This window comes from Bacillus sp. VA15 (assembly GCF_055721145.1).
On record NZ_JBVQPQ010000002.1, the window covers coordinates 482,378 to 505,194 of the forward strand.

At 42.6% G+C, this 22,817-nt stretch carries 22 protein-coding genes; 8 read left to right on the forward strand and 14 right to left on the reverse strand.

Annotation, left to right across the window (positions count from 1 at the left end; genetic code table 11):
* The 4 genes from pdhC to AC0DBE_RS07360 all read right to left on the reverse strand — a co-directional run bounded on the left by pdhC (window position 1) and on the right by AC0DBE_RS07360 (window position 4,633).
* Window positions 1-1,329 carry a pyruvate dehydrogenase complex dihydrolipoyllysine-residue acetyltransferase gene (pdhC, locus tag AC0DBE_RS07345; RefSeq protein ID WP_003222290.1) on the reverse strand — a complete coding sequence of 443 codons (1,329 nt, stop codon included), beginning with the start codon at window positions 1,327-1,329 and terminating at the stop codon, window positions 1-3.
* Window positions 1,330-1,442: 113 nt separating this feature from the next.
* Window positions 1,443-2,420, reverse strand: coding sequence for a pyruvate dehydrogenase complex E1 component subunit beta (gene pdhB / locus AC0DBE_RS07350; RefSeq protein ID WP_014113660.1), 978 nt, complete (start codon window positions 2,418-2,420; stop codon window positions 1,443-1,445).
* Window positions 2,421-2,423: 3 nt separating this feature from the next.
* Entirely contained in the window at window positions 2,424-3,539 is a 1,116-nt protein-coding gene (pdhA, locus tag AC0DBE_RS07355; RefSeq protein ID WP_003222294.1) for a pyruvate dehydrogenase (acetyl-transferring) E1 component subunit alpha, read from the reverse strand.
* A gap of 422 nt (window positions 3,540-3,961) precedes the next feature.
* Entirely contained in the window at window positions 3,962-4,633 is a 672-nt protein-coding gene (locus tag AC0DBE_RS07360; RefSeq protein ID WP_472961628.1) for a YkyA family protein, read from the reverse strand.
* Window positions 4,634-4,844: 211 nt separating this feature from the next.
* Between AC0DBE_RS07360 and AC0DBE_RS07365 the strand changes: the two genes are divergently transcribed.
* Together AC0DBE_RS07365 and def are read left to right on the forward strand one after the other, a co-directional pair.
* A complete protein-coding gene (locus AC0DBE_RS07365) occupies window positions 4,845-4,997 on the forward strand; it encodes a YjcZ family sporulation protein (RefSeq protein ID WP_003222298.1) in 153 nt (50 codons plus the stop codon).
* A gap of 109 nt (window positions 4,998-5,106) precedes the next feature.
* On the forward strand, window positions 5,107-5,661 hold the full coding sequence (gene def, locus AC0DBE_RS07370; RefSeq protein ID WP_072182639.1) for a peptide deformylase: 555 nt from the start codon (window positions 5,107-5,109) through the stop codon (window positions 5,659-5,661).
* A 35-nt stretch (window positions 5,662-5,696) separates the two neighbouring features.
* Here def and AC0DBE_RS07375 read toward each other — a convergent pair whose 3' ends face one another.
* Window positions 5,697-6,470, reverse strand: a complete 774-nt coding sequence (locus AC0DBE_RS07375; protein ID WP_472961631.1) for a Cof-type HAD-IIB family hydrolase — start codon at window positions 6,468-6,470, stop codon at window positions 5,697-5,699.
* Window positions 6,471-6,852: 382 nt separating this feature from the next.
* On the opposite strand from AC0DBE_RS07375, the gene rnpZA reads away from it, so the two are divergent.
* Window positions 6,853-7,062: an RNA polymerase subunit omega 1 gene (gene rnpZA / locus AC0DBE_RS07380; protein ID WP_014113654.1), complete on the forward strand. Its 210-nt coding sequence runs from the start codon at window positions 6,853-6,855 to the stop codon at window positions 7,060-7,062.
* Window positions 7,063-7,067: 5 nt separating this feature from the next.
* Window positions 7,068-8,735: a ribonuclease J1 gene (gene rnjA / locus AC0DBE_RS07385; protein WP_061187390.1), complete on the forward strand. Its 1,668-nt coding sequence runs from the start codon at window positions 7,068-7,070 to the stop codon at window positions 8,733-8,735.
* Window positions 8,736-8,971: 236 nt separating this feature from the next.
* Here the strand turns inward: rnjA and ade are convergent, their stop codons facing one another.
* The 5 genes from ade to abhA form a co-directional block, all read right to left on the reverse strand.
* Window positions 8,972-10,705 (reverse strand): adenine deaminase, encoded by a 1,734-nt coding sequence (gene ade, locus AC0DBE_RS07390; protein WP_061187389.1) that lies wholly within the window; start codon window positions 10,703-10,705, stop codon window positions 8,972-8,974.
* A 155-nt stretch (window positions 10,706-10,860) separates the two neighbouring features.
* Window positions 10,861-11,526, reverse strand: a complete 666-nt coding sequence (ktrC, locus tag AC0DBE_RS07395) for a Ktr system potassium transporter KtrC (protein ID WP_003222311.1) — start codon at window positions 11,524-11,526, stop codon at window positions 10,861-10,863.
* 71 nt (window positions 11,527-11,597) lie between these two features.
* The gene (locus AC0DBE_RS07400) at window positions 11,598-12,425 is read right to left on the reverse strand and encodes a gamma-glutamylcyclotransferase family protein (RefSeq protein ID WP_072566217.1); all 828 of its coding nucleotides are present in this window, start codon (window positions 12,423-12,425) and stop codon (window positions 11,598-11,600) included.
* A gap of 16 nt (window positions 12,426-12,441) precedes the next feature.
* On the reverse strand, window positions 12,442-13,728 hold the full coding sequence (gene kinC / locus AC0DBE_RS07405; RefSeq protein ID WP_014113650.1) for a two-component sensor histidine kinase KinC: 1,287 nt from the start codon (window positions 13,726-13,728) through the stop codon (window positions 12,442-12,444).
* Window positions 13,729-13,917: 189 nt separating this feature from the next.
* A complete protein-coding gene (gene abhA / locus AC0DBE_RS07410; protein ID WP_041520942.1) occupies window positions 13,918-14,196 on the reverse strand; it encodes a transcriptional regulator AbhA in 279 nt (92 codons plus the stop codon).
* Between the two features lie 283 nt (window positions 14,197-14,479).
* Between abhA and mreBH the strand changes: the two genes are divergently transcribed.
* The 3 genes from mreBH to AC0DBE_RS07425 all read left to right on the forward strand — a co-directional run bounded on the left by mreBH (window position 14,480) and on the right by AC0DBE_RS07425 (window position 17,067).
* Complete coding sequence (gene mreBH, locus AC0DBE_RS07415) at window positions 14,480-15,487, forward strand: cell shape-determining protein MreBH (RefSeq protein WP_014113648.1); 1,008 nt, start codon at window positions 14,480-14,482, stop codon at window positions 15,485-15,487.
* Window positions 15,488-15,588: 101 nt separating this feature from the next.
* The gene (locus tag AC0DBE_RS07420) at window positions 15,589-15,723 is read left to right on the forward strand and encodes a protein YkpC (protein WP_003238865.1); all 135 of its coding nucleotides are present in this window, start codon (window positions 15,589-15,591) and stop codon (window positions 15,721-15,723) included.
* Between the two features lie 111 nt (window positions 15,724-15,834).
* A complete protein-coding gene (locus AC0DBE_RS07425; RefSeq protein ID WP_072566215.1) occupies window positions 15,835-17,067 on the forward strand; it encodes an aminopeptidase in 1,233 nt (410 codons plus the stop codon).
* 31 nt (window positions 17,068-17,098) lie between these two features.
* Here the strand turns inward: AC0DBE_RS07425 and AC0DBE_RS07430 are convergent, their stop codons facing one another.
* Both AC0DBE_RS07430 and AC0DBE_RS07435 read right to left on the reverse strand, forming a co-directional pair.
* Complete coding sequence (locus AC0DBE_RS07430; protein ID WP_014113646.1) at window positions 17,099-18,010, reverse strand: ketopantoate reductase family protein; 912 nt, start codon at window positions 18,008-18,010, stop codon at window positions 17,099-17,101.
* A 61-nt stretch (window positions 18,011-18,071) separates the two neighbouring features.
* A complete protein-coding gene (locus AC0DBE_RS07435) occupies window positions 18,072-19,691 on the reverse strand; it encodes an ABC-F family ATP-binding cassette domain-containing protein (RefSeq protein WP_014113645.1) in 1,620 nt (539 codons plus the stop codon).
* 181 nt (window positions 19,692-19,872) lie between these two features.
* Here AC0DBE_RS07435 and AC0DBE_RS07440 point away from each other — a divergent pair, with 181 nt between their 5' ends.
* Complete coding sequence (locus AC0DBE_RS07440) at window positions 19,873-20,142, forward strand: hypothetical protein (protein WP_003222329.1); 270 nt, start codon at window positions 19,873-19,875, stop codon at window positions 20,140-20,142.
* A gap of 35 nt (window positions 20,143-20,177) precedes the next feature.
* Here AC0DBE_RS07440 and sipT read toward each other — a convergent pair whose 3' ends face one another.
* Window positions 20,178-20,759, reverse strand: coding sequence for a signal peptidase I sipT (gene sipT / locus AC0DBE_RS07445; protein ID WP_014113644.1), 582 nt, complete (start codon window positions 20,757-20,759; stop codon window positions 20,178-20,180).
* A 143-nt stretch (window positions 20,760-20,902) separates the two neighbouring features.
* On the reverse strand, window positions 20,903-22,807 hold the full coding sequence (locus AC0DBE_RS07450; protein ID WP_014113643.1) for a PTS fructose transporter subunit IIABC: 1,905 nt from the start codon (window positions 22,805-22,807) through the stop codon (window positions 20,903-20,905).
* Window positions 22,808-22,817: the final 10 nt, after the last annotated feature.

The window sequence follows — 22,817 nt, forward strand, 5'->3', positions numbered from 1 at the left end:
TTACGCCTCCATTAAAATTAATTGTGGATCGTTCAGTAAACGCTTGATGTGATTTAATGCATTTTGCGCAGTTGCTCCGTCGATCATACGGTGGTCGAAGCTGAGAGAAAGAGCTAAGACTGGAGCTGCTACGATTTCGCCATCACGAACAATCGCTTTTTCTGCAATGCGTCCGATACCAAGAATCGCAACTTCTGGATGGTTGATAACCGGAGTGAACCATTGTCCGCCGGCAGAACCGATGTTTGTAATTGTGCAAGATGCGCCTTTCATTTCAGCTGGAGCAAGCTTGCCTTCACGAGCTTTTGTTGCAAGGCCATTGATCTCATCAGAAATTTCAAAGACAGATTTACGATCTGCATTTTTCACAACCGGTACAAGCAAGCCTTTTTCAGTGTCAGCAGCGATACCGATGTTGAAGTAATGTTTTTGGACTACTTCTTCTGTTTTATCGTCAATTGACGTGTTTAAAACAGGGAATTTTTTCAGTGCAGATGTAAGAGCTTTTACAACGTAAGGCAAGTAAGTCAGCTTGATTCCTTGATCAGCAGCAACCTGTTTGAACTGTTTACGATGTGCAACAAGGTTTGTTACGTCCACTTCGTCCATTAACGTTACGTGAGGAGCTGTGTGTTTAGAGTTAACCATCGCTTTCGCAATTGCTTTACGGATACCGCTCATTTTTTCGCGTGTTTCTGGGAATTCGCCCTCTGGAGCTGGTGCAGCAGCCGGTTTAGCAGCTGTTTCTTGTGGTGCAGCTGTTTCTTGCGGCGCAGCTTCTTGCGCTCCTCCGTTTACAAAGCTGTCGATATCTTCTTTTACAACACGTCCGTTGTTCCCTGAACCAGTAACTTTACGGATGTCTACGCCTTTTTCACGAGCATATTTACGTACAGAAGGCATAGCGATCACGCGTTTGTTCGGGTCAACTTCAGCTTGATCCTGCTGTCCTGCGCCAGTTGCTTTTGCAGGCTCTTGAGCTTGCTCTTCTTTCGCAACGTCTTGTCCAGCTTCTGCTGTTGACTGAACTTGTGCTTCAGTTTTCGCATCATCTGACTCTTCGCTGCCTTTAAATTGAAGGTCTTCGTAACCAGGTGCATCAAACGTAATGATCGTTTGTCCAACAGTTGCAACCGTTCCCTCTTCAACTTTTAATTCTAATACTTTTCCTTTAACAGGTGAAGGAATTTCTACTACTGCTTTATCATTTTGGACTTCAGCCAGTACATCATCCTCATCTACCTCATCGTTAGGCTTGACAAACCATTTTACGATTTCGCCTTCGTGGATACCTTCCCCGATATCTGGAAGTTTAAATTCAAATGCCACAGTTCTCGACCTCCTAGTTTGATTAAGCAATTTTAAAGTTTACAACGTAAGCATTGAAACAGATATATAATAGAGGGAAAACGTTCATCTTCCCTCTCGATTATGCAGTTTGATTAAAATTCAAGAACTTTTCTTGCTGTTTCAAGAACATCTTTATGGTTTGGAAGCCATACGCTCTCCGCTTGAGAGAAAGGAAATACTGTATCAGGCGCAGCCACGCGAAGTACAGGTGCTTCCAAGCTTAAGATCGCACGGTCATTAATTTCTGCTACTACATTTGCAGCAATACCGGCTTGTTTTTGTGCCTCTTGAACAACAATCGCGCGTCCTGTTTTTTCTACAGATGCGATGATTGTATCAATGTCAAGCGGGCTTACAGTGCGAAGGTCGACAACTTCAGCAGAAATGCCGTCTTTTTCAAGCTCCTCGGCAGCTTTTAATGATTCATGAACCATTGCGCCGTAAGTGATGATTGAAAGGTCAGTACCTTCACGTTTTACGTCAGCTTTGCCAAGCTCAATTGTGTATTCTTCTTCAGGAACTTCCTGACGGAAAGAACGGTAAAGCTTCATATGCTCTAAGAAAACAACAGGATCATTGTCTCTGATCGCAGAAATTAAAAGTCCTTTGGCATCATAAGGAGTTGATGGAATAACAACTTTGATACCAGGCTGTTGTGCAACAAGACCTTCTAAGCTGTCAGCGTGAAGCTCAGGAGTATGAACGCCGCCGCCGAACGGAGAACGAATTGTTACAGGTGAAGTCCAGCGACCGCCAGAACGGTAGCGCATACGAGCCATTTGGCCAGAAACTGAATCCATTACTTCGTAAACAAATCCGAAGAATTGGATTTCCATAACCGGACGGAAGCCGTTTAAGCCTAATCCAAGGGCAAGACCGCCGATACCAGATTCAGCAAGTGGCGTGTCAAACACACGGTCTTCACCGAATTCTTTTTGCAATCCTTCTGTCGCACGGAATACGCCGCCGTTAACACCAACGTCTTCTCCGAAAACTAAGACATTTTCGTCATTTTTCAGTTCTGTGCGTAACGCATCCGTGATTGCTTGAATCATTGTCATTTGCGCCATGGCTTACTTCGACTCCTTCTGTGTATAAATTTCAAATTGCTCCTCAAGGTTGTGAGGCATTTTTTCGTACATGATTTTCATTAAATCAGTTACTTTTTGCTTCGGCTCAGCATCAGCTTTTTTGATCGCTTGTTTAATTTCTTCTTTCGCATCCTCAATTACTTTTGCTTCTTCTTCTTCAGACCATAAGCCTTTGTTTTCAAGGAACGCACGGAAGCGTACAAGCGGATCTTTTTGTTCCCACTCATTTTCGATTTCTTTTGTACGATATTTAGTCGGATCGTCACCAGCCATTGTGTGCGGGCCGTAACGGAATGTAAGTGTTTCAATCAGTGTCGGGCCTTCGCCGTTGATTGCGCGCTCGCGTGCTTCAGCAGTTGCAGCGTATACAGCAAGCGGATCCATTCCGTCTACTTGTACGCCGACAATACCTGCAGCTACTGCTTTTTGTGCAATTGTTTCAGCCGCAGATTGTTTTTCAACCGGAGTTGAAATCGCGTAGCGGTTGTTTTGTACTACGAAGATTGCAGGTGCTTTATAAGCGCCGGCAAAGTTAATTCCTTCGTAGAAGTCCCCTTGTGAAGCTCCGCCGTCACCAGTGTAAGTGATTGCGACAGCTTTCTTACCGCGTTTTTTAAGACCTAGCGCAACACCGGCAGTTTGAATGTATTGAGCACCGATAATGATTTGTGGAGAAAGGGCATTCACATCATCAGGCATTTGGTTTCCTCTGAAATGTCCGCGAGAGAAAAGAAACGCTTGATATAATGGAAGGCCGTGCCAAATTAACTGAGGCACATCACGGTATCCAGGAAGAACAAAGTCTTCTTTTTCAAGCGCGAAATGCGTTGCAATCTGAGAAGCTTCTTGACCCGCAGTAGGAGCGTAGAATCCGAGACGTCCTTGACGGTTTAATGAGATAGAGCGCTGATCAAGCACACGCGTAAATACCATGCGGCGCATTAGCTCTTTTAATTGATCATCTGTTAAATCAGGCATCGCCGCTTCATTCACGACTTCTCCCTTTTCATTTAAAATTTGGAACGTTTCGAACTGCTTCTTAATGGCATCAAATTGCTTTTTACTATCAACGATAGCTTTTTTCGTTTTTGCAGCCATACTAAGTCACCTCTTCCTTTCTTTTAAACAGTCATTAGACGTGCATTCCTTTTATACATACAAACTTAGGGTACCCTAAAGTATTAGCAGTAAGTCGTATATATTTTAGCCGATCCCCAGTTTGCCAAAACCTTTTATGTAGGATAGTTACACTCTGCTTTGAACTGTATTATTTCGAAGTTGTAAAAAACTAATACAACACCGCTTAACATGGATTAGTTTACACCAAATAAAGAAGAGCCGTCAATCGTTTTCATCGCTGATTTTCAATAAATGTATTCGCTTTACATTTTCAATAAAAAAACAGATGCCAGCTGTACCCAAAACTGTACTAGTATACACCACTACACTGTACTACAATAGAAATGAAAATTTTGAATGAAATTGGCGTCGCGTTTATTAAAAAAAAGAGCTGTTCAAAGTCAGCTCTTTTTCACGTGATAGCCTGCGGCATCATATAGATCTTCCCGGGCATTATTATATTTTTCTGTTTGTTCATTAAATTCTCCGTTGTATTTAAGGACCTTTTCATAAGAAGCATTGACTTTATCGATCTGCTTGTCCAGATCATCTCGTGCCAAGTCTTTATCTTTCAGCTGCATATACAGCTTTTTATTAAGTTGAAGCGCTTTTTTATATTCTTCATACATGGAGCCATATGATGTATATCTTTTCTTCATATGGCTTGCTGCGGCATCAGCCTTTTCTTTTATGTGTTTATCCTTAATTTGTTCAGCAGACGTTTTTGCTTCCTCAAATTCTGATTCCGATTTTTTGATGCTGTCATTTTCAATCTTCAGATGTTCTTCACGCTTGCTGACATTTTCTAGCGCTTCGTTAGATAAAGCAACAATTTTTTTATAATCATCCATATTGAGCTTCATAACATCATCGTAAAGCTGATTTTCCTTCGCTTCTAATTCTTCGAGCGTTTTCTGTTCTTCTAGAAACGGCTTTTCCGATTCCGCGGCTTTTTCTAATGAATGATGAAGTGAATCAACCGGGTCTTCTCCCATGCATCCTGTTAATATCAGTGCCATCGCACAAAAAGCTCCGATTTTCATTCCAGGCCGCCGTTTTATTGCGTCTTTCACGTTAAATCCCCCAATCTTGACAGTTTCTACTATAAAATCCATGGGGACGTTTGGCAATAGCTGTACCTGTGAGGCAACTCTGAAATCAAATCAAAAAAGTGAAAAATCAGGACAGATGACCATACAACTTTTTTGTTTTTACATAGGTTATAGTAGACGCTATGCCTACTTCTAAAGGCTCTGGCGTAATTAAAAGAGGAGGTTTTGTAATATGTATGGATATGGTTACGGCGGAGGCTGCTGCAGTTATGGTGGTTACGGATATGGCGGTTATGGCTACGGCCGCACCTTTGCGCTAATCGTTGTTTTATTCATTTTGTTAATCATTGTCGGAGCTGCTTATTTAGGCGGAGGCTGTTGCTAATTACACAGCTTGAACTTGACCAGCCATCTTCGGCTGGTCATTTGTTTCGTTGCACCTTTGTGAAGAAATCCGATATAATTTACATATTAAGCTTTAGGAGTGAAGTTTCTTGATTACTATGGAAAACATCGTACGTGACGGCCATCCAGCCCTCAGAGAGACAGCCGAACCTGTTGAGCTGCCTCCGACTGATGCAGAAAAACAGCAGCTGGCCGACATGATCGAATTCGTTAAGAACAGCCAAAATCCGGAATTAGCCGAAAAATACAAGCTGCGTCCAGGCGTAGGACTCGCGGCTCCTCAAATTAATATCAAAAAACGAATGATCGCTGTTCATGCGGAAGATGCTTCCGGTAAGTTATACAGCTATGCTTTGTTTAATCCTAAGATCGTCAGCCATTCTGTTGAAAAAAGCTACTTAACAAGCGGCGAGGGCTGCCTGTCTGTTGATGAAGCGATTCCCGGTTATGTTCCCCGCTATGCTCGCGTCAGAGTAAAAGGAACAACCCTTGAAGGCGAAAACATTGATATCCGTTTAAAAGGATTTCCGGCTATTGTGTTTCAGCACGAGATTGATCATTTGAACGGCGTTATGTTCTATGATCATATTGATAAGGAGAATCCTTTCAAAGAACCTGAAAATGCAATCGCGATTGAGCGCTAAAAAGAAAAACGGCTGGCGCAGTGCCAGCCGTTTCTTTATTTTAAAAGACCTAATTCTTTCACAGCGTATGCAATTCCATCCTCGTCTACTGACTTTGTTACAAAGTCCGCGATTTCTTTCAATTCAGGAACAGCATTTCCCATAGCTACACCTGTCCCGACATACTCAATCATTTGCAGATCGTTTAATCCGTCGCCGAAAGCATATGTATCGCTGATATCAAACGGTAGACGCTCGATCACTTTTTTGATCCCTTCCGCCTTCGAACCTCCATGCGGCAGAACATCAGTCGAATACTCATGCCAGCGCACTAAATCAAATTCAGGAAAAGCGGCATAAGCTTTTTCTTCTTCATCCTGGCAAAATAAAAGAAGCTGAAAAATTTCTTTACCTTCATAGAAAAGGTCATCAGTTTCTGGATAATCGGTTTTAAGGCTGCCGATTCCCTCCAAAACATGAGGGTGATCCGCAACAGTCGCTTTCATCGTGTCCTCAGCCATAAACACGACAGGATGTTTGCCCTCTCCCGCCTGCTTTAATAATCGCCTGATTGCCTCCTCAGACAGCGGATTTTTATAAATTACTTGATTTTCAAAGACAACATACTGCCCATTATAGGAAATAAATGAGTGTATGCCCAGCTCCTCCAAAATCGGCTTAACCAAAAAAGGAGACCGCCCGCTGGCAATAAACACATGATGCCCTTGGCGTTGCAGCTCCGCTACCGTTTTTCTCGTACTTTCCGGTATATTCTTGTCATGATCATATATCGTACCGTCAATATCAAAAAAGATTAATTTTGAATCCATTGTAACTTCCCCTTTATCGTCTTGATCTGCAATTCCCACCCTCATCATACAAAAAGATTGCCATTCAGCAAACTATTTCATTCAAAAATCATATTAAATTCCATTAATAACCACGAAAAGTCTTCCTCAACCTCCGTATACTATTTGTATAAAAGAACTCTGGACAAATGTTTATAAAAGGAGGGACTGACAAATGCTGCGCAAATTAAGAAAGAAACTCAGAAAACAATGGAACGGAATGCTCCGCAAGAAAGCCATTGCCTGACAAGGGATCTTTCACTTTTCGAGAGATCCTTATTTTGCTCAAGGCTTTCCTTATATTCCGTTTTCGAATATAATAGAGTAAGCGAGTCTAACATACGGCATTTAAGGAGAGATTTGGATGATTTATAAGGTATTTTATCAAGAAAAGGCTGACGAAGTACCTGTTCGGGAAAAGACAGATTCACTTTATGTTGAAGGCGTATCTGAACGTGACGTCAGAACAAAGCTGAAAGAGAAGAAATTTAATATTGAGTTTATCACACCTGTTGATGGTGCATTTTTAGAATATGAACAACAGAGCGAAAATTTTAAAGTATTGGAGTTATGAGCGGTATGAAATTTGTAAAAAATGATCAGACTGCTGTTTTCGCCCTCGGAGGTTTGGGCGAAATCGGTAAAAATACGTATGCAGTTCAATTTCAGGATGAAATTGTGCTGATTGATGCGGGGATCAAGTTTCCCGAGGATGAACTGCTCGGCATTGACTACGTTATCCCTGATTACACGTATTTAGTCAAAAATGAAGATAAAATTAAAGGGCTTTTTATCACCCACGGGCACGAAGACCACATCGGCGGTATTCCGTACCTGCTCAGACAAGTGAATATTCCTGTTTACGGCGGTAAACTCGCGATCGGCTTACTTCGGAATAAACTTGAAGAGCATGGATTATTAAGACAGACGAAACTGAACATTATTGGTGAAGATGATATCGTAAAGTTCCGCAAAACGGCTGTGTCATTCTTCAGAACAACACATAGTATTCCGGATTCCTACGGTATAGTTGTAAAGACGCCGCCAGGAAACATCGTACATACTGGAGATTTCAAATTCGACTTTACTCCAGTCGGCGAGCCAGCAAACTTGACGAAAATGGCCGAAATCGGAAAAGAAGGCGTTCTGTGCCTCCTTTCAGACAGCACAAACAGTGAGAACCCAGAGTTCACTATGTCTGAACGCCGTGTCGGAGAAAGCATTCATGACATTTTCCGCAAGGTAGACGGCCGAATTATCTTCGCTACATTTGCGTCGAATATCCATCGCTTGCAGCAGGTAATTGAGGCTGCTGTAATAAATGGAAGAAAAGTTGCCGTATTTGGACGCAGTATGGAATCGGCTATCGAAATCGGACAAACTCTCGGATATATTAACTGTCCTAAAAATACATTTATTGAGCATAACGAAATCAATCGTTTGCCTGCCAATAAAGTAACAATTTTATGTACAGGAAGCCAAGGGGAACCGATGGCGGCATTATCAAGAATTGCAAACGGCACACACCGCCAGATTTCAATTAATCCTGGGGATACAGTCGTATTTTCTTCATCCCCTATCCCAGGCAACACAATCAGCGTGAGCCGGACGATCAACCAGCTGTATCGTGCGGGGGCCGAGGTTATTCACGGACCTCTTAATGATATCCATACATCCGGTCACGGCGGACAGGAAGAACAGAAGCTGATGCTTCGTTTAATCAAGCCTAAATTCTTCATGCCGATTCACGGTGAGTACAGAATGCAAAAGATGCATGTCAAACTTGCAACAGATTGCGGCATCCCTGAAGAAAACTGCTTTATCATGGATAATGGTGAAGTATTGGCGCTTAAAGGCGATGAAGCTTCAGTTGCCGGCAAAATCCCGTCTGGTTCAGTATACATTGACGGAAGCGGTATCGGTGATATTGGGAATATCGTGCTTCGTGACCGCAGAATTCTTTCTGAAGAAGGTCTTGTCATTGTGGTTGTCAGCATTGACATGGATGGCTTTAAGATTTCAGCGGGACCTGATTTGATTTCCAGAGGATTTGTGTACATGAGAGAATCTGGCGACTTGATCAATGACGCTCAAGAGCTTATCTCAAACCACTTACAAAAAGTGATGGAACGAAAAACGACTCAATGGTCTGAAATCAAAAATGAGATTACAGACACGCTTGCGCCGTTCTTATATGAAAAAACGAAACGCCGTCCGATGATCCTTCCGATCATTATGGAGGTTTAAAAAAAGATGCACTCTCTTAGGAGTGCATCTTAGATTGTTGACAAAATCCTAAAACGATTTTTAGTTTTAGGATTTTGTCATCTTTTCAGCGTGATTGAAAACCCTTGAATTCTAGGAAGGGCGAGCATCGGAGCACAGCGAATGTTGAAATTCGTGAGCACCGAAGCGCAGGCCTGACAACGAATGCGAGGGTTTGTCGACATGCTGAGATGCACTCACTTTGGAGTGCATCTTTTTTATTGCAATGCAATATGCTGAAATGACTTTACATCAAATAATCCCGTTGTCGTCATTTTGATATCAGGAATGACAGGCAATGCTAAAAACGACAGCGTCAAAAATGGATTAAACTCGCCTGTGAAACCGATTAACGACAATTTATCATGCAGCGTCAGTAAGCTTTGATTCACCTGTTCTGCAGATTGGTCGGATAATAACCCCGCGATCGGCAGCGGAACTGAATGAAGCTCTTCTCCATTTTTTATGACCGTTAATCCTCCGCCAATTTCCTGCAGCTTATTAACTGCAGCCGCGATATCGGCATCATTTGTTCCGACTGCAATCATATTATGGGAATCGTGCGAGATGGTTGTAGCAATCGCTCCGCTCTTAAATCCAAATCCTTTCACAACACCAAGCCCGATTTCTTTTAAACCATTATGCCGCTCAACAACTGCAATCTTTAACAAATCGAGCTCAATGTCAGACTCAAAATCGCGAGCATTAGGTGCCTCGACATGTATCAATCGTGTTTCAAGCTGATTTGGAATGATTTGAATCACATTGATCTGCTGCTTTGAATCAATCGGCATATAAAAATTCTGTTTGTTAAGAGGAGCAGCAAGCTTAACAGAATCAAGCAGTGCTGGTTCTGGTGCCGCCGTTGAAGCACAATCTTGATAGATTGCTTTGCTGCCTTCAGCAACAGTCTGTCCTTTTACCATCGTCATTGTGACAGTGACGTTTTCCAGATCAGATACAAAGAGCAAATCAGCGTCAAAACCTGGGGCAATCGCTCCCTTTGTATCTAATCCATAGCATTCGGCTGCGTTAAGGCTTCCTAATTGATAGGCTAAAAACGGATTTAGTCCGGCTTGAATCGCCATTTTCACCTGATGATTCACACTACCCTCTGACAATAAATCATCCACATGCTTATCATCCGTACAGAAGAAGAAACGGCGCGCGTTCTTTTCATTCACAGCCGGCAGCACATTGAGAGTGTTTTTTGCGACTGACCCTTCACGCATCATCACATACATTCCCCTTCTAATACGATCAAGGGCTTCTTCCTTCGTCGTTACTTCATGATCGTTTAAGACCAATGCGGTTCTATATATGTTAATGAGGTCTGTAGATAAACCCGCCAAATGACCGTCTATCCGCTTTCCTGCAACACGGGCATCGAGCAGTTTCTGAACCATATCTTCTTCAGCCTGCTGAACCGACACATAATCCATAACTTCAGCCAGCCCCAATACTTCTTCCTCTTCGTAAAAAGGCTTTAAATCGGCAGCTTTGAGCACTGCGCCTGATCGCTCAAAGCTTGCGGCAGGCACACTGGAGGGGAGCATAAAATGGATATTCAGCGGTGTTTGCCGAGCCTGTTCAATCATGAATGCAATCCCTTTTTCCCCAGATACATTCGCGATCTCATGCGGATCGGTAACAACGGTCGTCACGCCATGCGGTAGTACCGCTTTAGCGAACTCTATTGGTGTAACCATTGATGACTCAATATGTACATGTCCATCAATAAAACCCGGAACAATCATTTGTCCCTCTGCATCAATGATATTTTCGCCTTCATACTCGCCGAGGCCTACAATGACTCCATCTGTAATCGCAATATCTTCATATATCCACTCTTGATTATATACGTCCATGATTTTTCCGTTCTTAATGACGATATCAGCTTTTTGTCTTCGGGCTGAAGCATTCAGCCTATTGACCAGCTCTTCTTTATTCAAATAGGCCCCTCCTCTTTTTTATTATATGGTACAATATGCTATCGGAACGCCTATGCTTAGTCAATAAAATTTTAGGAAATTGACGCTCATTTCATTAAAGTTGTTATATTCTGATAATATTAAAAACCGCCCTTTGGGGACGGCTTGTTTTACTGCTATTTTGTATGAAGAACTCTTTTTTCAAAACGGGAAATGTCTGTAACTGATCCAATGACGATGAGAATATCTTCTTGATGTATAACTTCCGTCGCAAGAGGTGATACGATGACTTCCTTGCCCCTTTTGATGGCTACGATGTTAATACCGTATTTCGCACGAATATCTAAATCGAGAAGCGTATTTCCAGCCAGACGGCTGTTAGCTACGATTTCAACAAGACTATGCTCTTCAGACAGCTCCAAATAATCAAGTACGTTGTTGGACACGATGTTATGTGCAATTCGTTTTGCCATATCGCGTTCTGGGTGGACGATGTGATCTGCACCGATTTTAGACAGCACTTTTTCGTGATAATCATTCTGTGCCTTAACTGTAATGGTATGAACGCCAAGTTCTTTCAGAATGAGAGTCGTTAAAATACTCGCTTGAATATTTTCTCCGATTGCAACAATAACGTGGTCAAAATTTCGCAGACCCAAATTTTTCAGGACAGATTCGTCTGTTGAATCACCGATAACGGCGTGGGATGCGATCTTGGCATACTCGTTGACTTTATCTTCATCGATATCCATCGCCATAACTTCGACGCCTTCTTCGCTTAATGCTTTGCAAATACTGCCACCAAAACGGCCTAGTCCAATTACCGCAAATTCTTTTTTCATAATGGTGCTCCTTTACCTGACTTCATATTGATCAAATTTTATCATATTCTTTTGTAACAGTGTTAATTTCGTTACCCTTTTGGAAGCGAATTCATATGCTGCTTGAGCTTTTCAGCAAACCCCGGTGACAAATACAGCTCCGCTCCGCGTTCAATTTCAATCTGATAGTGCTGAGGTGGGGCAGTTTCCGCTTCTTTTTGGAGGACGAGAAAAGTTAAGCAGTCTGTGTAGCGCCTTCCGCCTGCCTCAACGTCTACAAATGCCGGCCGATACGTAAGAGATTCAACGCCTTCCCTTTTATACAGATAGGAGAGAGCAGAGAAAGGAATACGATATAAAACGCCTTCTGTTGTTCCTCCGTCTTCTATCATATCCGCTCTTGAGCCGTCTTCCCTTTTTAGGGTGAAGCGGGTTGTATAACCTTTTAAAACAGCTCTTCCCACTGGATCTTGAAAATAGTGATCGACTCCTGCCTTTTGAAAGCGGGCATTGTCCATGCAGGACCCATAGGCAAAATAATAAACAGGATTTTGCGATTTACTGATCATCTGATGTTCTTTCCAGTCGCCGCTGCTTATTATCGGAAAGCCGGCACACTCGTCTTTGTTCATAAAATAAACAAGCGCTTTTTTGATCCCGGCATCCGTTTCTACAAGCACCGTTTGTTTATCATAGCCTTGATAAAATTGATCGAGCTTATGTATACACAATTCATCTGCTTCATATACCTCGCCGCATATATAGCCCTCATCTTCAAAAACGGCTGCGGGCCCCTCTTTTGCAGCAAACAGACATCCCTTCGTTCTGGCCTGCTCACTGATACATGCCGATTGTGCAAGCAGATGATGATTTTCTTCATGTTTTCTTAATGTCCCGTATACAAACAGAAGCGAGTTCATCTTCATTTTTCCCCTCTCAGCTGTCTGAAGTTAAAGGCAAAACAACTTGAAAGACGCTGCCTTTTCCAGCTTCACTTTCGATTTTCAATTCCCCGTCATGTTCTTTCAAAATTCTCAAACAAATGGCAAGTCCGAGTCCGGTTCCCTTTTCTTTTGTTGAATAAAAAGGTTTGCCAATCTGTTTCAGCTTTTCCTGCGGCATGCCGTACCCTTCATCTTTGACGCTTATCACTGCATGAGAGGCTGTTTTAGCAGTCGAAATGGTTACGACACCGCCTTTTGGCATTGCCTCAATCCCATTTTTAATGATATTGATAAAGACCTGCTTCAGCTGATTTTCGTCTCCGTTAATCATACAGCCATCTGTCTCTTTGAAATTTTTTTCTATGACGATATTGGACAGAATAGCATTGGTATCAAGCAATGTCGTGACTTGTTTCAGGATCTCGTTGAGCTGATGCATTTTAAATGTGACCGCCTGCGGTTTTGCAAGCAGCAACAGCTCACTGAGCACCAAATCGATTCTTTTAATCTCTGAAAAGATGATGTCAAAATAGCCTTTTCTGTCCGGATATTGTGTTTTCATAATCTGAAGGAAACCGCTGACAGATGTTAAAGGGTTTCTGACCTCGTGTGCAATGCCAGCGGCAAGTTCACTCGTGATTGACAGTTTTTGAGATTCTCTCGCCAGCCGTTCATTAATCTCAATGAGCTCATCTTCAGCCTCTTTCCGCTCAGTAATATCTGACATTGTACCCAGGCTGCCTGTAAATTGGTCATCTCGGTCGTAGTAAAGTTTATAATGAACTTCTCCCCAAAAAATCGTGCCGCTCTTTTTCACGTATTTTGCCGTAAACATGCCAGAAGACGCTTTGTTTTGAATTTGGCTGTTAATGTGGTCGGCTACGTGCTTTTCTTTTATGAAGTAATCATTATACATCGTTCCCATACATTCACTGATTGAAAAGCCGGTTATGGATGCCCACGCTTGGTTTAAATATGTAATTTCGCCTTTTGCATTCGTTTGAAATACGATTTCCTGCAAATTATCCATGATGCGGTTTTTTTCTTCAGAAAGCTGTTTATACTTCCATTCATTATCCTTCATTTTCTTAACCAGCTGCTGTTTCTCATCAATATAATAAGCCAGCATCCAGACACTTACCAGCGTGACTGCAGTATACACAATATCAACAGGCCAATTAATCGGGTTTTTGCCTATAAAATAAAATAAATAATCCCAAAACATTATAAAAATCATTGCCAAAATGATGGAAATGATACGAGCTTGATATTTTCTCATATGACCACCTGCCGCTTGTGTTTCTCTACTTATTGTACCATTCTTCGACAAATAATTGAGTAAAATATGTAAAGTATCCCAAATCATTCATTACCTAATGTTCATGATGTCATATCTTAGGGGCGGTAATCAGAAATTGGCACGAAAAAAGACGGAGATGATATCGCTCCGCCTTTTTCAAACATGATATTATTCTTTTAAAGCGGCTTGAATTTCTTCGAGAAGCAGCTGTGCACCTTCAGGACTTAACGTAATTTTACCGTTGCCGTATTCTTTATTTTCTGAAGTGATTTCTCCGGTCATTAAACAGACGCCATGAGGTTTGTACTTTTTCAAGATAATTTTTTCTCCGTCAACAAAAAACTCAATACTGTCTTTTATAGCAATATCAAGTGCCCGTCTTAATTCTATCGGCATGACAATACGCCCTAATTCATCTACTTTTCTTACAACACCTATTGATTTCATAAAAACCCTTCTTCCTTTAAATGTTTCTTTTCTCATGTAATGTTTAAGGATGTACCTCAATATATCGTAGACGTACGAAACTTAGAAAAAGTTTCCCGCTTTCTATAAAGAAGTACAAGATATTTTTTCCATAAAACCGAAAAATGTATTACTTCTGTTACACAGTTCCGCGATTTTTTACAAAAACATTTCTTTACCGACGCACACCCCCAAAAATCGCTTCATTTCTTAGAAACTTTAAATGTAGAATCATATAAAATCAGGATAAAGATTGGGTGAAAACATGTTTCAATCAACTGAAATCGGGATTGACTTAGGAACAGCTAATATACTTGTTTACAGCAAAAATAAAGGGATTATCTTAAATGAACCATCTGTTGTCGCAGTGGATACAACGACAAAAGCAGTTCTTGCGATCGGGGCTGACGCGAAAAACATGATCGGTAAAACACCGGGAAAAATTGTCGCTGTCAGACCAATGAAAGATGGCGTAATCGCAGACTATGATATGACAACCGATCTGCTAAAACACATTATGAAAAAAGCCGCAAAAAGCATCGGCATGTCGTTCAGAAAACCGAACGTAGTCGTTTGCACACCTTCAGGCTCAACCGCAGTAGAACGCCGCGCCATCAGTGATGCGGTGAAAAATTGCGGCGCGAAAAACGTCCATTTAATTGAAGAGCCAGTAGCAGCAGCGATCGGAGCGGATTTGCCGGTAGATGAGCCGGTTGCCAATGTGGTGGTAGACATCGGCGGTGGGACGACGGAAGTCGCGATTATTTCCTTCGGCGGCGTTGTTTCCTGCCACTCTATCAGAATAGGCGGAGACCAGCTTGATGAGGATATCGTTTCTTTCGTCCGGAAAAAATACAATTTACTGATCGGCGAACGCACAGCTGAGCAGGTAAAAATGGAAATTGGCCATGCCCTGATTGAGCATGTTCCTGAAGCAATGGAAATTCGGGGACGCGACCTCGTGACAGGCCTTCCAAAAACCATTATGCTTCAATCTAATGAAATTCAAGATGCAATGCGTGAATCTCTCCTCCATATTCTCGAAGCCATCAGAGCTACACTTGAGGACTGCCCGCCTGAATTAAGCGGAGATATTGTTGACCGCGGCGTTATTTTAACAGGCGGCGGCGCGCTCCTTAACGGGATTAAAGAATGGCTCACAGAAGAGATTGTCGTGCCTGTACACGTGGCGCAAACCCCGCTTGAATGTGTCGCAATCGGCACCGGCCGTTCTTTAGAAGTGATTGATAAGCTTCAAAAGGCGGTTAAATAGTCTTTTCCTGAAAAAAATCTCACATACAGCAAATTTCTTGCTTCTTTTTTCCTCATTCCCTTCATATTGTGGGAAATGGAGAAACGTTAAGGAGGAAACTGATGCTAAGAGATTTAGGAAGAAGAGTAGCGATCGCAGCCATTTTAAGCGGAATTATTCTTGGAGGCATGAGCATTTCTTTAGCAAATATGCCTCATTCGCCTGCAGGCGGCACTGTAAAACTGAATCATCCGTAATATCGAAAGACCCAAGACATGTTGTTTTGGGTTTTTCACTTTGGCCTCCTTTCTTTCCTTTATAGGATCATATTTGATATGATGAGAAAAAAGCTTAAGGAGGAATAATTCATGGATTCATTTTCACAGAAATTAAATACATATGCGCAGCTGGCTGTAGAGGTCGGGGTAAACGTCCAAAAAGGCCAGTATGTAGTCGTAAATGCTTCAACAGATGTACGGGATTTTGTCCGCTTAATTGTGAAACATGCATATGAAAAAGGTGCAAAAAATGTCACGGTGAATTGGCAGGATGACGAAGTCGCCAAATTAAAATATGAACTCGCGCCGTTTGAAGCTTTTGAAGAATACCCTGAATGGGAGGCAAAAGGCAGAGAAGAGCTTGCTAAAAAAGGTGCCGCTTTCATCTCTGTTGTGTCGTCAAACCCAGACTTACTAAAAGGTGTAGATTCTAAACGGATTGCTGCCTTCCAAAAAGCAGCAGGCAAAGCATTACATACATACAGACAATATATTCAATCGGACAAAGTCAGCTGGACTGTCGTAGGTGCGGCGTCAGCGGGCTGGGCTCAAAAAGTTTTTCCAGGCAAATCAGAGGAGGAAGCGATTCAGCTTCTGTGGGAAGAAATTTTTAAAGCGACGCGCGTAAACGAAGACAACCCGGTGCAAGCGTGGATTAATCATGATCAAAATCTTCATGAAAAAGTTGACCATTTGAACGAGAGGCATTATGCCGCTTTACATTATCAAGCAGAAGGAACTGATTTAACAATTAAGCTCCCTAGGAAGCATCTTTGGGCTGGTGCTGGAAGCGTGAGTGAAAGCGGCCATGAGTTTATGGCCAATATGCCGACAGAAGAAGTATTCACACTTCCGCAAAAAGACGGGGTCGACGGAGTGGTATCAAGCACAAAACCGTTAAGCTATGGCGGAAATATTATTGAAAACTTCACCCTCACGTTTGAAAATGGCCGTATAATCGATATTAAAGCCGAAAAAGGTGAGGACATTTTAAAAGAACTGGTGGAAACAGATGAGGGTTCTCACTATTTAGGTGAAGTGGCGCTTGTTCCATACGATTCACCTATATCACAATCAAATATTCTTTTCTATAACACATTGTTTGATGAAAACGCGTCAAATCATTTGGCGATCGGAAGTGCATATGCCTTTAACATTGAAGGCGGAAAACAGATGTCTCGTGAGGAGCTTGTTAAAGAAGGCTTAAATGAAAGCATTACACACGTGGACTTTATGATTGGTTCTAAGGATATGAATATTGACGGAATTACGTCAGACGGAAAAAGAGAGCCTATCTTCAGAAACGGAAATTGGGCTTTTTAAATAAAACAAAAGGAGGCTTTTCGCCTCCTTTTTATTTTTCTGCTTCATACATTTGCAGATTGGCATAAACCGTTTCTAATATAGGTGCTGCAAGAGATAAACGCTTTGCTTTTTCAAGCAAAAAGCCGTGCAGGTGGTCGCCTTCAGTCGTTTGTCCGTTTTCCATATCACGAAGCATGGATGATTTCATATGATAAGACATGCTTGTCATCGTACGGAAGCTCTCTTCTTCAAGATCCGGATCTGCAGGAACGCCTTCTTTTCGCAGAATAGCGCCAATTTCCGCAATAAGGGTTTGGACCGTGTGACGTCCGCCTTCTGTCTCAAGGATCGGGCCAAGCGGTCTTTGAAATAACGTTGTGATCCCCGCTTGCGCCGCAATAAACAGATACTTTTTCCAAATGTCCTTCTCGATATGCCCGCTGATAATGACTTCTGCATTCACGCCTGAAAATGCCTCTTCAAGCGCTGTTATTCGTTCCGTACGCTCACCGTTCCACTCTCCGAATACAAAACGATGCGATGCACTCGTATGATGAATTTCTCCCTTATTGTCTAGAGCACTTTCTATAAAACACAAGCCGCCCAGCACCTGTTCTTTTGAAAATGCCGTAAACAGCTGCTCGTAGTGGCGGTACCCATTTAAGAAAGGGATAATGACAGATTCGCGATCGACAAACGATTTGACATCGTCTATCACCTGACCAAGTGAATATGCTTTAGAAGCAATGATAACGATGTCAAAATGCCCGGTTTCTCCGGCACTGATTAATGCGGGCTGAAATGATACATCCCCCTTTTCACTATGGATGACAAGCCCGGTTTCTTTTAACTGCTCAGCTCTATTATGGCGTACGAGAAATGTCACATCATTGCCTTTCTCTGCAAGCCGACCGCCAATATATCCGCCTACTCCTCCTGCTCCGACAACTAAACATTTCATGCTGTGATCTCCTTTCAACTCTATGTATCAAAAAAAAGCAGAGGAATCTCTGCTTCTTTTATTACGCGTATAGTTCAGCCAGTTTTTTCTGCACATCAGCATTTTCAAGGAACTCATCATAGCTCATTTGCTTATCGACGATGCCGTTAGGTGTAATTTCTATAATTCTGTTGGCAATTGTCTGTACAAACTGATGGTCATGGGAAGTGAACAGCATAGCGCCTTTAAAGCTGATTAAGCCGTTATTGAGCGCTGTAATGGATTCTAAGTCTAGATGGTTGGTCGGCTCATCTAAAATTAAAATATTAGCGCCAGAAAGCATCGCTTTCGACAGCATACAGCGAACCTTTTCTCCCCCGGATAGTACATTTGCTTTTTTGTGGACTTCTTCTCCGGAGAACAGCATGCGACCTAAGAATCCGCGTAAAAAGCTCTCACTTTGGTCATGAGGAGAATATTGGCGAAGCCAGTCTACAAGATTCAGATCACTGCCTTCGAAATATTCGCTGTTGTCTTTTGGAAAATACGCTTGAGATGTCGTAACGCCCCATTTAAACGTTCCGCTGTCAGCTTCCATTTCCCCGGAAATGATTTTAAACAGCGTAGTAACAGCCAATTCGTTGCGGCCAGTGAAAGCAATTTTATCTTCTCTATTCATAATAAAGCTGACATTGTCGAGCACCTTTACGCCATCGATTGTTTTCGTTAAGCCTTCCACCCGAAGAACATCATTTCCGATTTCCCTTTCAGGCGTAAAGTTAACATAAGGATAGCGGCGGGAAGATGGTTTAATATCATCCAGCGTAATTTTTTCGAGAAGTTTCTTTCTTGATGTAGCCTGCTTAGATTTAGACGCATTGGCGCTGAATCTAGCGACAAACTCTTGAAGCTGTTTAATTTGCTCTTCTTTTTTCTTGTTCGCTTCTTGAGAAAGCTTTAACGCCAGCTGGCTTGATTCGTACCAGAAATCATAGTTTCCGACATAGATTTGGATCTTGTTAAAATCAAGGTCAGCAATGTGCGTACACACTTTATTTAAAAAGTGACGGTCATGGGATACGACAATAACAGTGTTTTCGAAGTTAATCAGAAACTCTTCCAGCCACTGAATCGCCTGAAGGTCCAAGTGGTTCGTCGGTTCATCAAGCAGCAGAACATCCGGCTTGCCGAATAATGCCTGTGCTAAGAGCACTTTTACTTTCTCTGAACCGCCAAGGTCTTCCATCTTCTTCGTATGAAGGTCTTCTGAGATACCAAGGCCTTTTAAAAGAATCGCAGCTTCACTTTCCGCTTCCCATCCGTTCAGCTCCGCAAATTCACCTTCGAGCTCAGCAGCACGAATTCCATCCTCGTCTGAGAAATCAGGCTTCATGTAAATGGCGTCTTTCTCCTGCATGACTTCATACAGGCGTTTGTGGCCCATAATAACCACTTTCAGCACTTCATACTCTTCGTACTCAAAATGGTTCTGCTTCAAGATGGCAAGACGCTCACCAGGACTCATATGAACATCGCCTGTCTGAGGCTCGATTTCGCCTGAGAGCACTTTCAGAAACGTTGATTTACCGGCACCATTTGCACCAATTAACCCATAGCAGTTGCCTGGGGTAAACTTAATATTAACATCTTCAAATAACTTGCGATCCGCAAACCGCAAGCTTACATTATTTACAGCAATCATTTATTATCCTCCATCATGTCTATCATCAATAAAAGTATACCATGAATGCAGGGCAAGAGAAATGATTCCCTGATAAAACAAGAGAGAAAACACTTATACACTCAAACCGGCCGGCTATGTTACAATTGAACAGAGAGAATGCATCCGGCTGGAAAATTACACACTCTCATGGAGGAACACGTTGAGGCTTTTAACACTTACTGAATACTGTTTATTGATCTTTTTTACGGGCTTTTACCTTGCCGTAACAGGCTTTACCGCCAAAGATATCGGCCTATATATTGGAATAGCCCTAATTTACATATTTTCGCACATTTTCTCTAAACGACTTTTAGAAAAGCGCGGAAAAGAGAACAAACAGGTTCACCTTTTCTTCAGTGTACTGGCCATTATCGGTTCAGTGTTCATTACTGTATTATGCATTGCATTGGTCGCTTCTTTTTCAAATTAAAAAACGCCTGCTGTCCAAAGGCCAGCAAGGCGTTTTTATTTTGTTTGACGCATTTCGTTAAACGGGAAAAAGACAAACTTCGATGTGCCGACAATCCGGTCTTCCGCAATCAGTCCCAGCCCGTTTCGGCTGTCCATTGAATTCAGCCGGTTATCTCCCATGACAAAATATTTGCCTTTCGGAACCTTAACCGGTCCAAAGTCGCCTGTCAGACTGACACCAAGTTTTTCTGCTTCCTTTTTGTTTTTAGACAAGTAAGGCTCGGCTACTTTTTTTCCGTTTATATAAAGCGTGTCATCCTTCATTTGAACGGTTTCTCCGGGCTTTCCGATCAATCGTTTTACGTAATGGATTTTCGAAGTCTCCCCGTTGATAATGACGATATCTCCGCGCTTCAGCTCGCCGATATAGTTGACTGTCTTATTCACAAACAGCCTTTCTCCATCATGTAATGTGGGATACATAGATGAACCTTCAACTAAATAGGGTTCAAACAAAAAGTGACGGATCAGGAGAGCCAGCAGAACCGCGATGACAATCGCTTTTCCCCATTCCAAGTACGTATTGGTTTTTTTCTTCGCCGTTTTTTCAGTTTTCGTGTTTTTTTCCTCGGTCAAAGTGTTTCCTCCTAGACGATTGCTATGTCAGTTGTTTCCCTTCTTTTACTTTATCATAAAAGATAATAAAATACATAACTTAACCGCGCTCCAGCGAGCAGGATAAAGAAAAAGCGTCCTTTTGAATCAGGACGCTTTTTTTCTTATTTCTCTGTTACAGGTTTTTTAACGACGCCGAGGATAATTGCCATCACGACAGCACCGATCACGATACTTAATAGGTAAAGCAACGGATGGTTTGTAATAAAGGCTACGAACACTCCTCCGTGAGGTGCCGGAAGCGTTACACGGAAGAATTCAGTTAATCCGCCGGCAACAGCTGCACCAACGACAGCAGCTGGGATGACGCGAAGTGGATCAGCCGCAGCAAACGGGATCGCTCCCTCTGTTACGAATGCAGCACCCATGAAGTAGCATGTAATACCTGCTTCACGGTCACGCTGAGAGAACTTGTTTCGGAAAATTGTTGTTGCAAGTGCGATACCAAGCGGAGGAACCATACCGCCGGCCATAATCGCTGCATGAGGCGCATAGTTGCCTGCATCGATCATCGCGATACCGAACGTAAAGGCTGCTTTATTAAGCGGACCGCCCATATCGATCGCCATCATACCGCCTAAGATAATACCCATTAATACAAGGTTGCCAGTACCAAGGCTTTCAAGCCAGTTTGTTAAGAAATCCATAAATGCTGCTACCGGTGTATTCACAACGAAACGCATGATAATACCAGTTAAGAAAATACCAAGCAGCGGATAAATTAATACAGGTTTCAGTCCGTCAAGTGACTGCGGAATAAAGACGAATGCTTTTTTCAAAAGAACAACGATATAACCAGCCAGGAATCCGGCAATTAATCCGCCTAAGAATCCAGCATTTGCTTGAGTAGCCATAAATCCGCCGACCATACCAGGCGCAAAACCAGGACGGTCTGCAATACTCATTGCGATGAATCCGGCAAGAACAGCCACAATTAATCCTAATGCATTGTCACCGCCGATAAACTTAAGAGCTGCAGCAAACGTGTTGTAAGTAGGATCATCCGGATTGGAAGAATTAATTCCCCAGAAGAATGAAATCGCAACGAGGATACCGCCGCCGACTACGAACGGAAGCATGTTGCTGACACCGCTCATCAGATGCTTATAAAACGCACTTCCGATGCCGCCGCCAGATTTTCCACTCGCACCATCTTCATCGTTTGAAGCTGAAGAACCGCCGCTGCCTTGATAAATCGGCGCATCTTGATTCATCGCTTTTTCGATAAGCTCTTGCGGGCGTCTGATACCTGCTGTAACAGGTACTTGAAGCACGCGCTTGCCTTTAAAGCGCTCCATTTCAACCTGCTTGTCCGCTGCGACAATGATTGCAGGTGCATCTTCAATTTCTTGGGCAGTCAGCTTGTGTTTAATACCGCTTGAACCGTTTGTTTCGACCTTAATGTCCACACCAAGCTCTTTCGCTTTTTCTTTAAGGGCATCCGCAGCCATGAATGTGTGTGCAATACCTGTCGGACATGCAGTCACCGCTAGGATTTTTCCTTTTCCGGCAGGTGCTGGTGCCGCTTCTTCTTCCTCTTCCTCTTCGTCATCATCTTTATCGTGCTGGTTAATGATGTCGATGATGGCATCTTCAGACTCAGCTTCAAGGAGCTGCTTGCGGATTTCTTCACGCATTAACAGCGTTGAAAGTCTTGACAATGCTTCAAGGTGAGTGTTGTTCGCGCCTTCAGTCGCCGCAATCATGAACACCAGGTGAGCCGGCTGGCCGTCTAATGATTCATAATCGACACCGTCTTTTGAACGTCCGAACGCGATCGCCGGGTTGATAACGCTTGCCGTTTTCGCATGCGGGATAGCGATTCCTTCACCGATACCCGTTGAGCTTTGGCTCTCACGATTTAAAATGGCTTCTTTGTAGGCTTGTCGGTCATTTAACTTTCCAGCCTTATCAAGAACAGTGACCATTTCGTCAATAACATTTTCTTTTTCTTTGCTCTCAATATTAAGCTTTATCGTATGCTTCGTTAAAAGCTCAGTTATTTTCACTTTTGTTTCC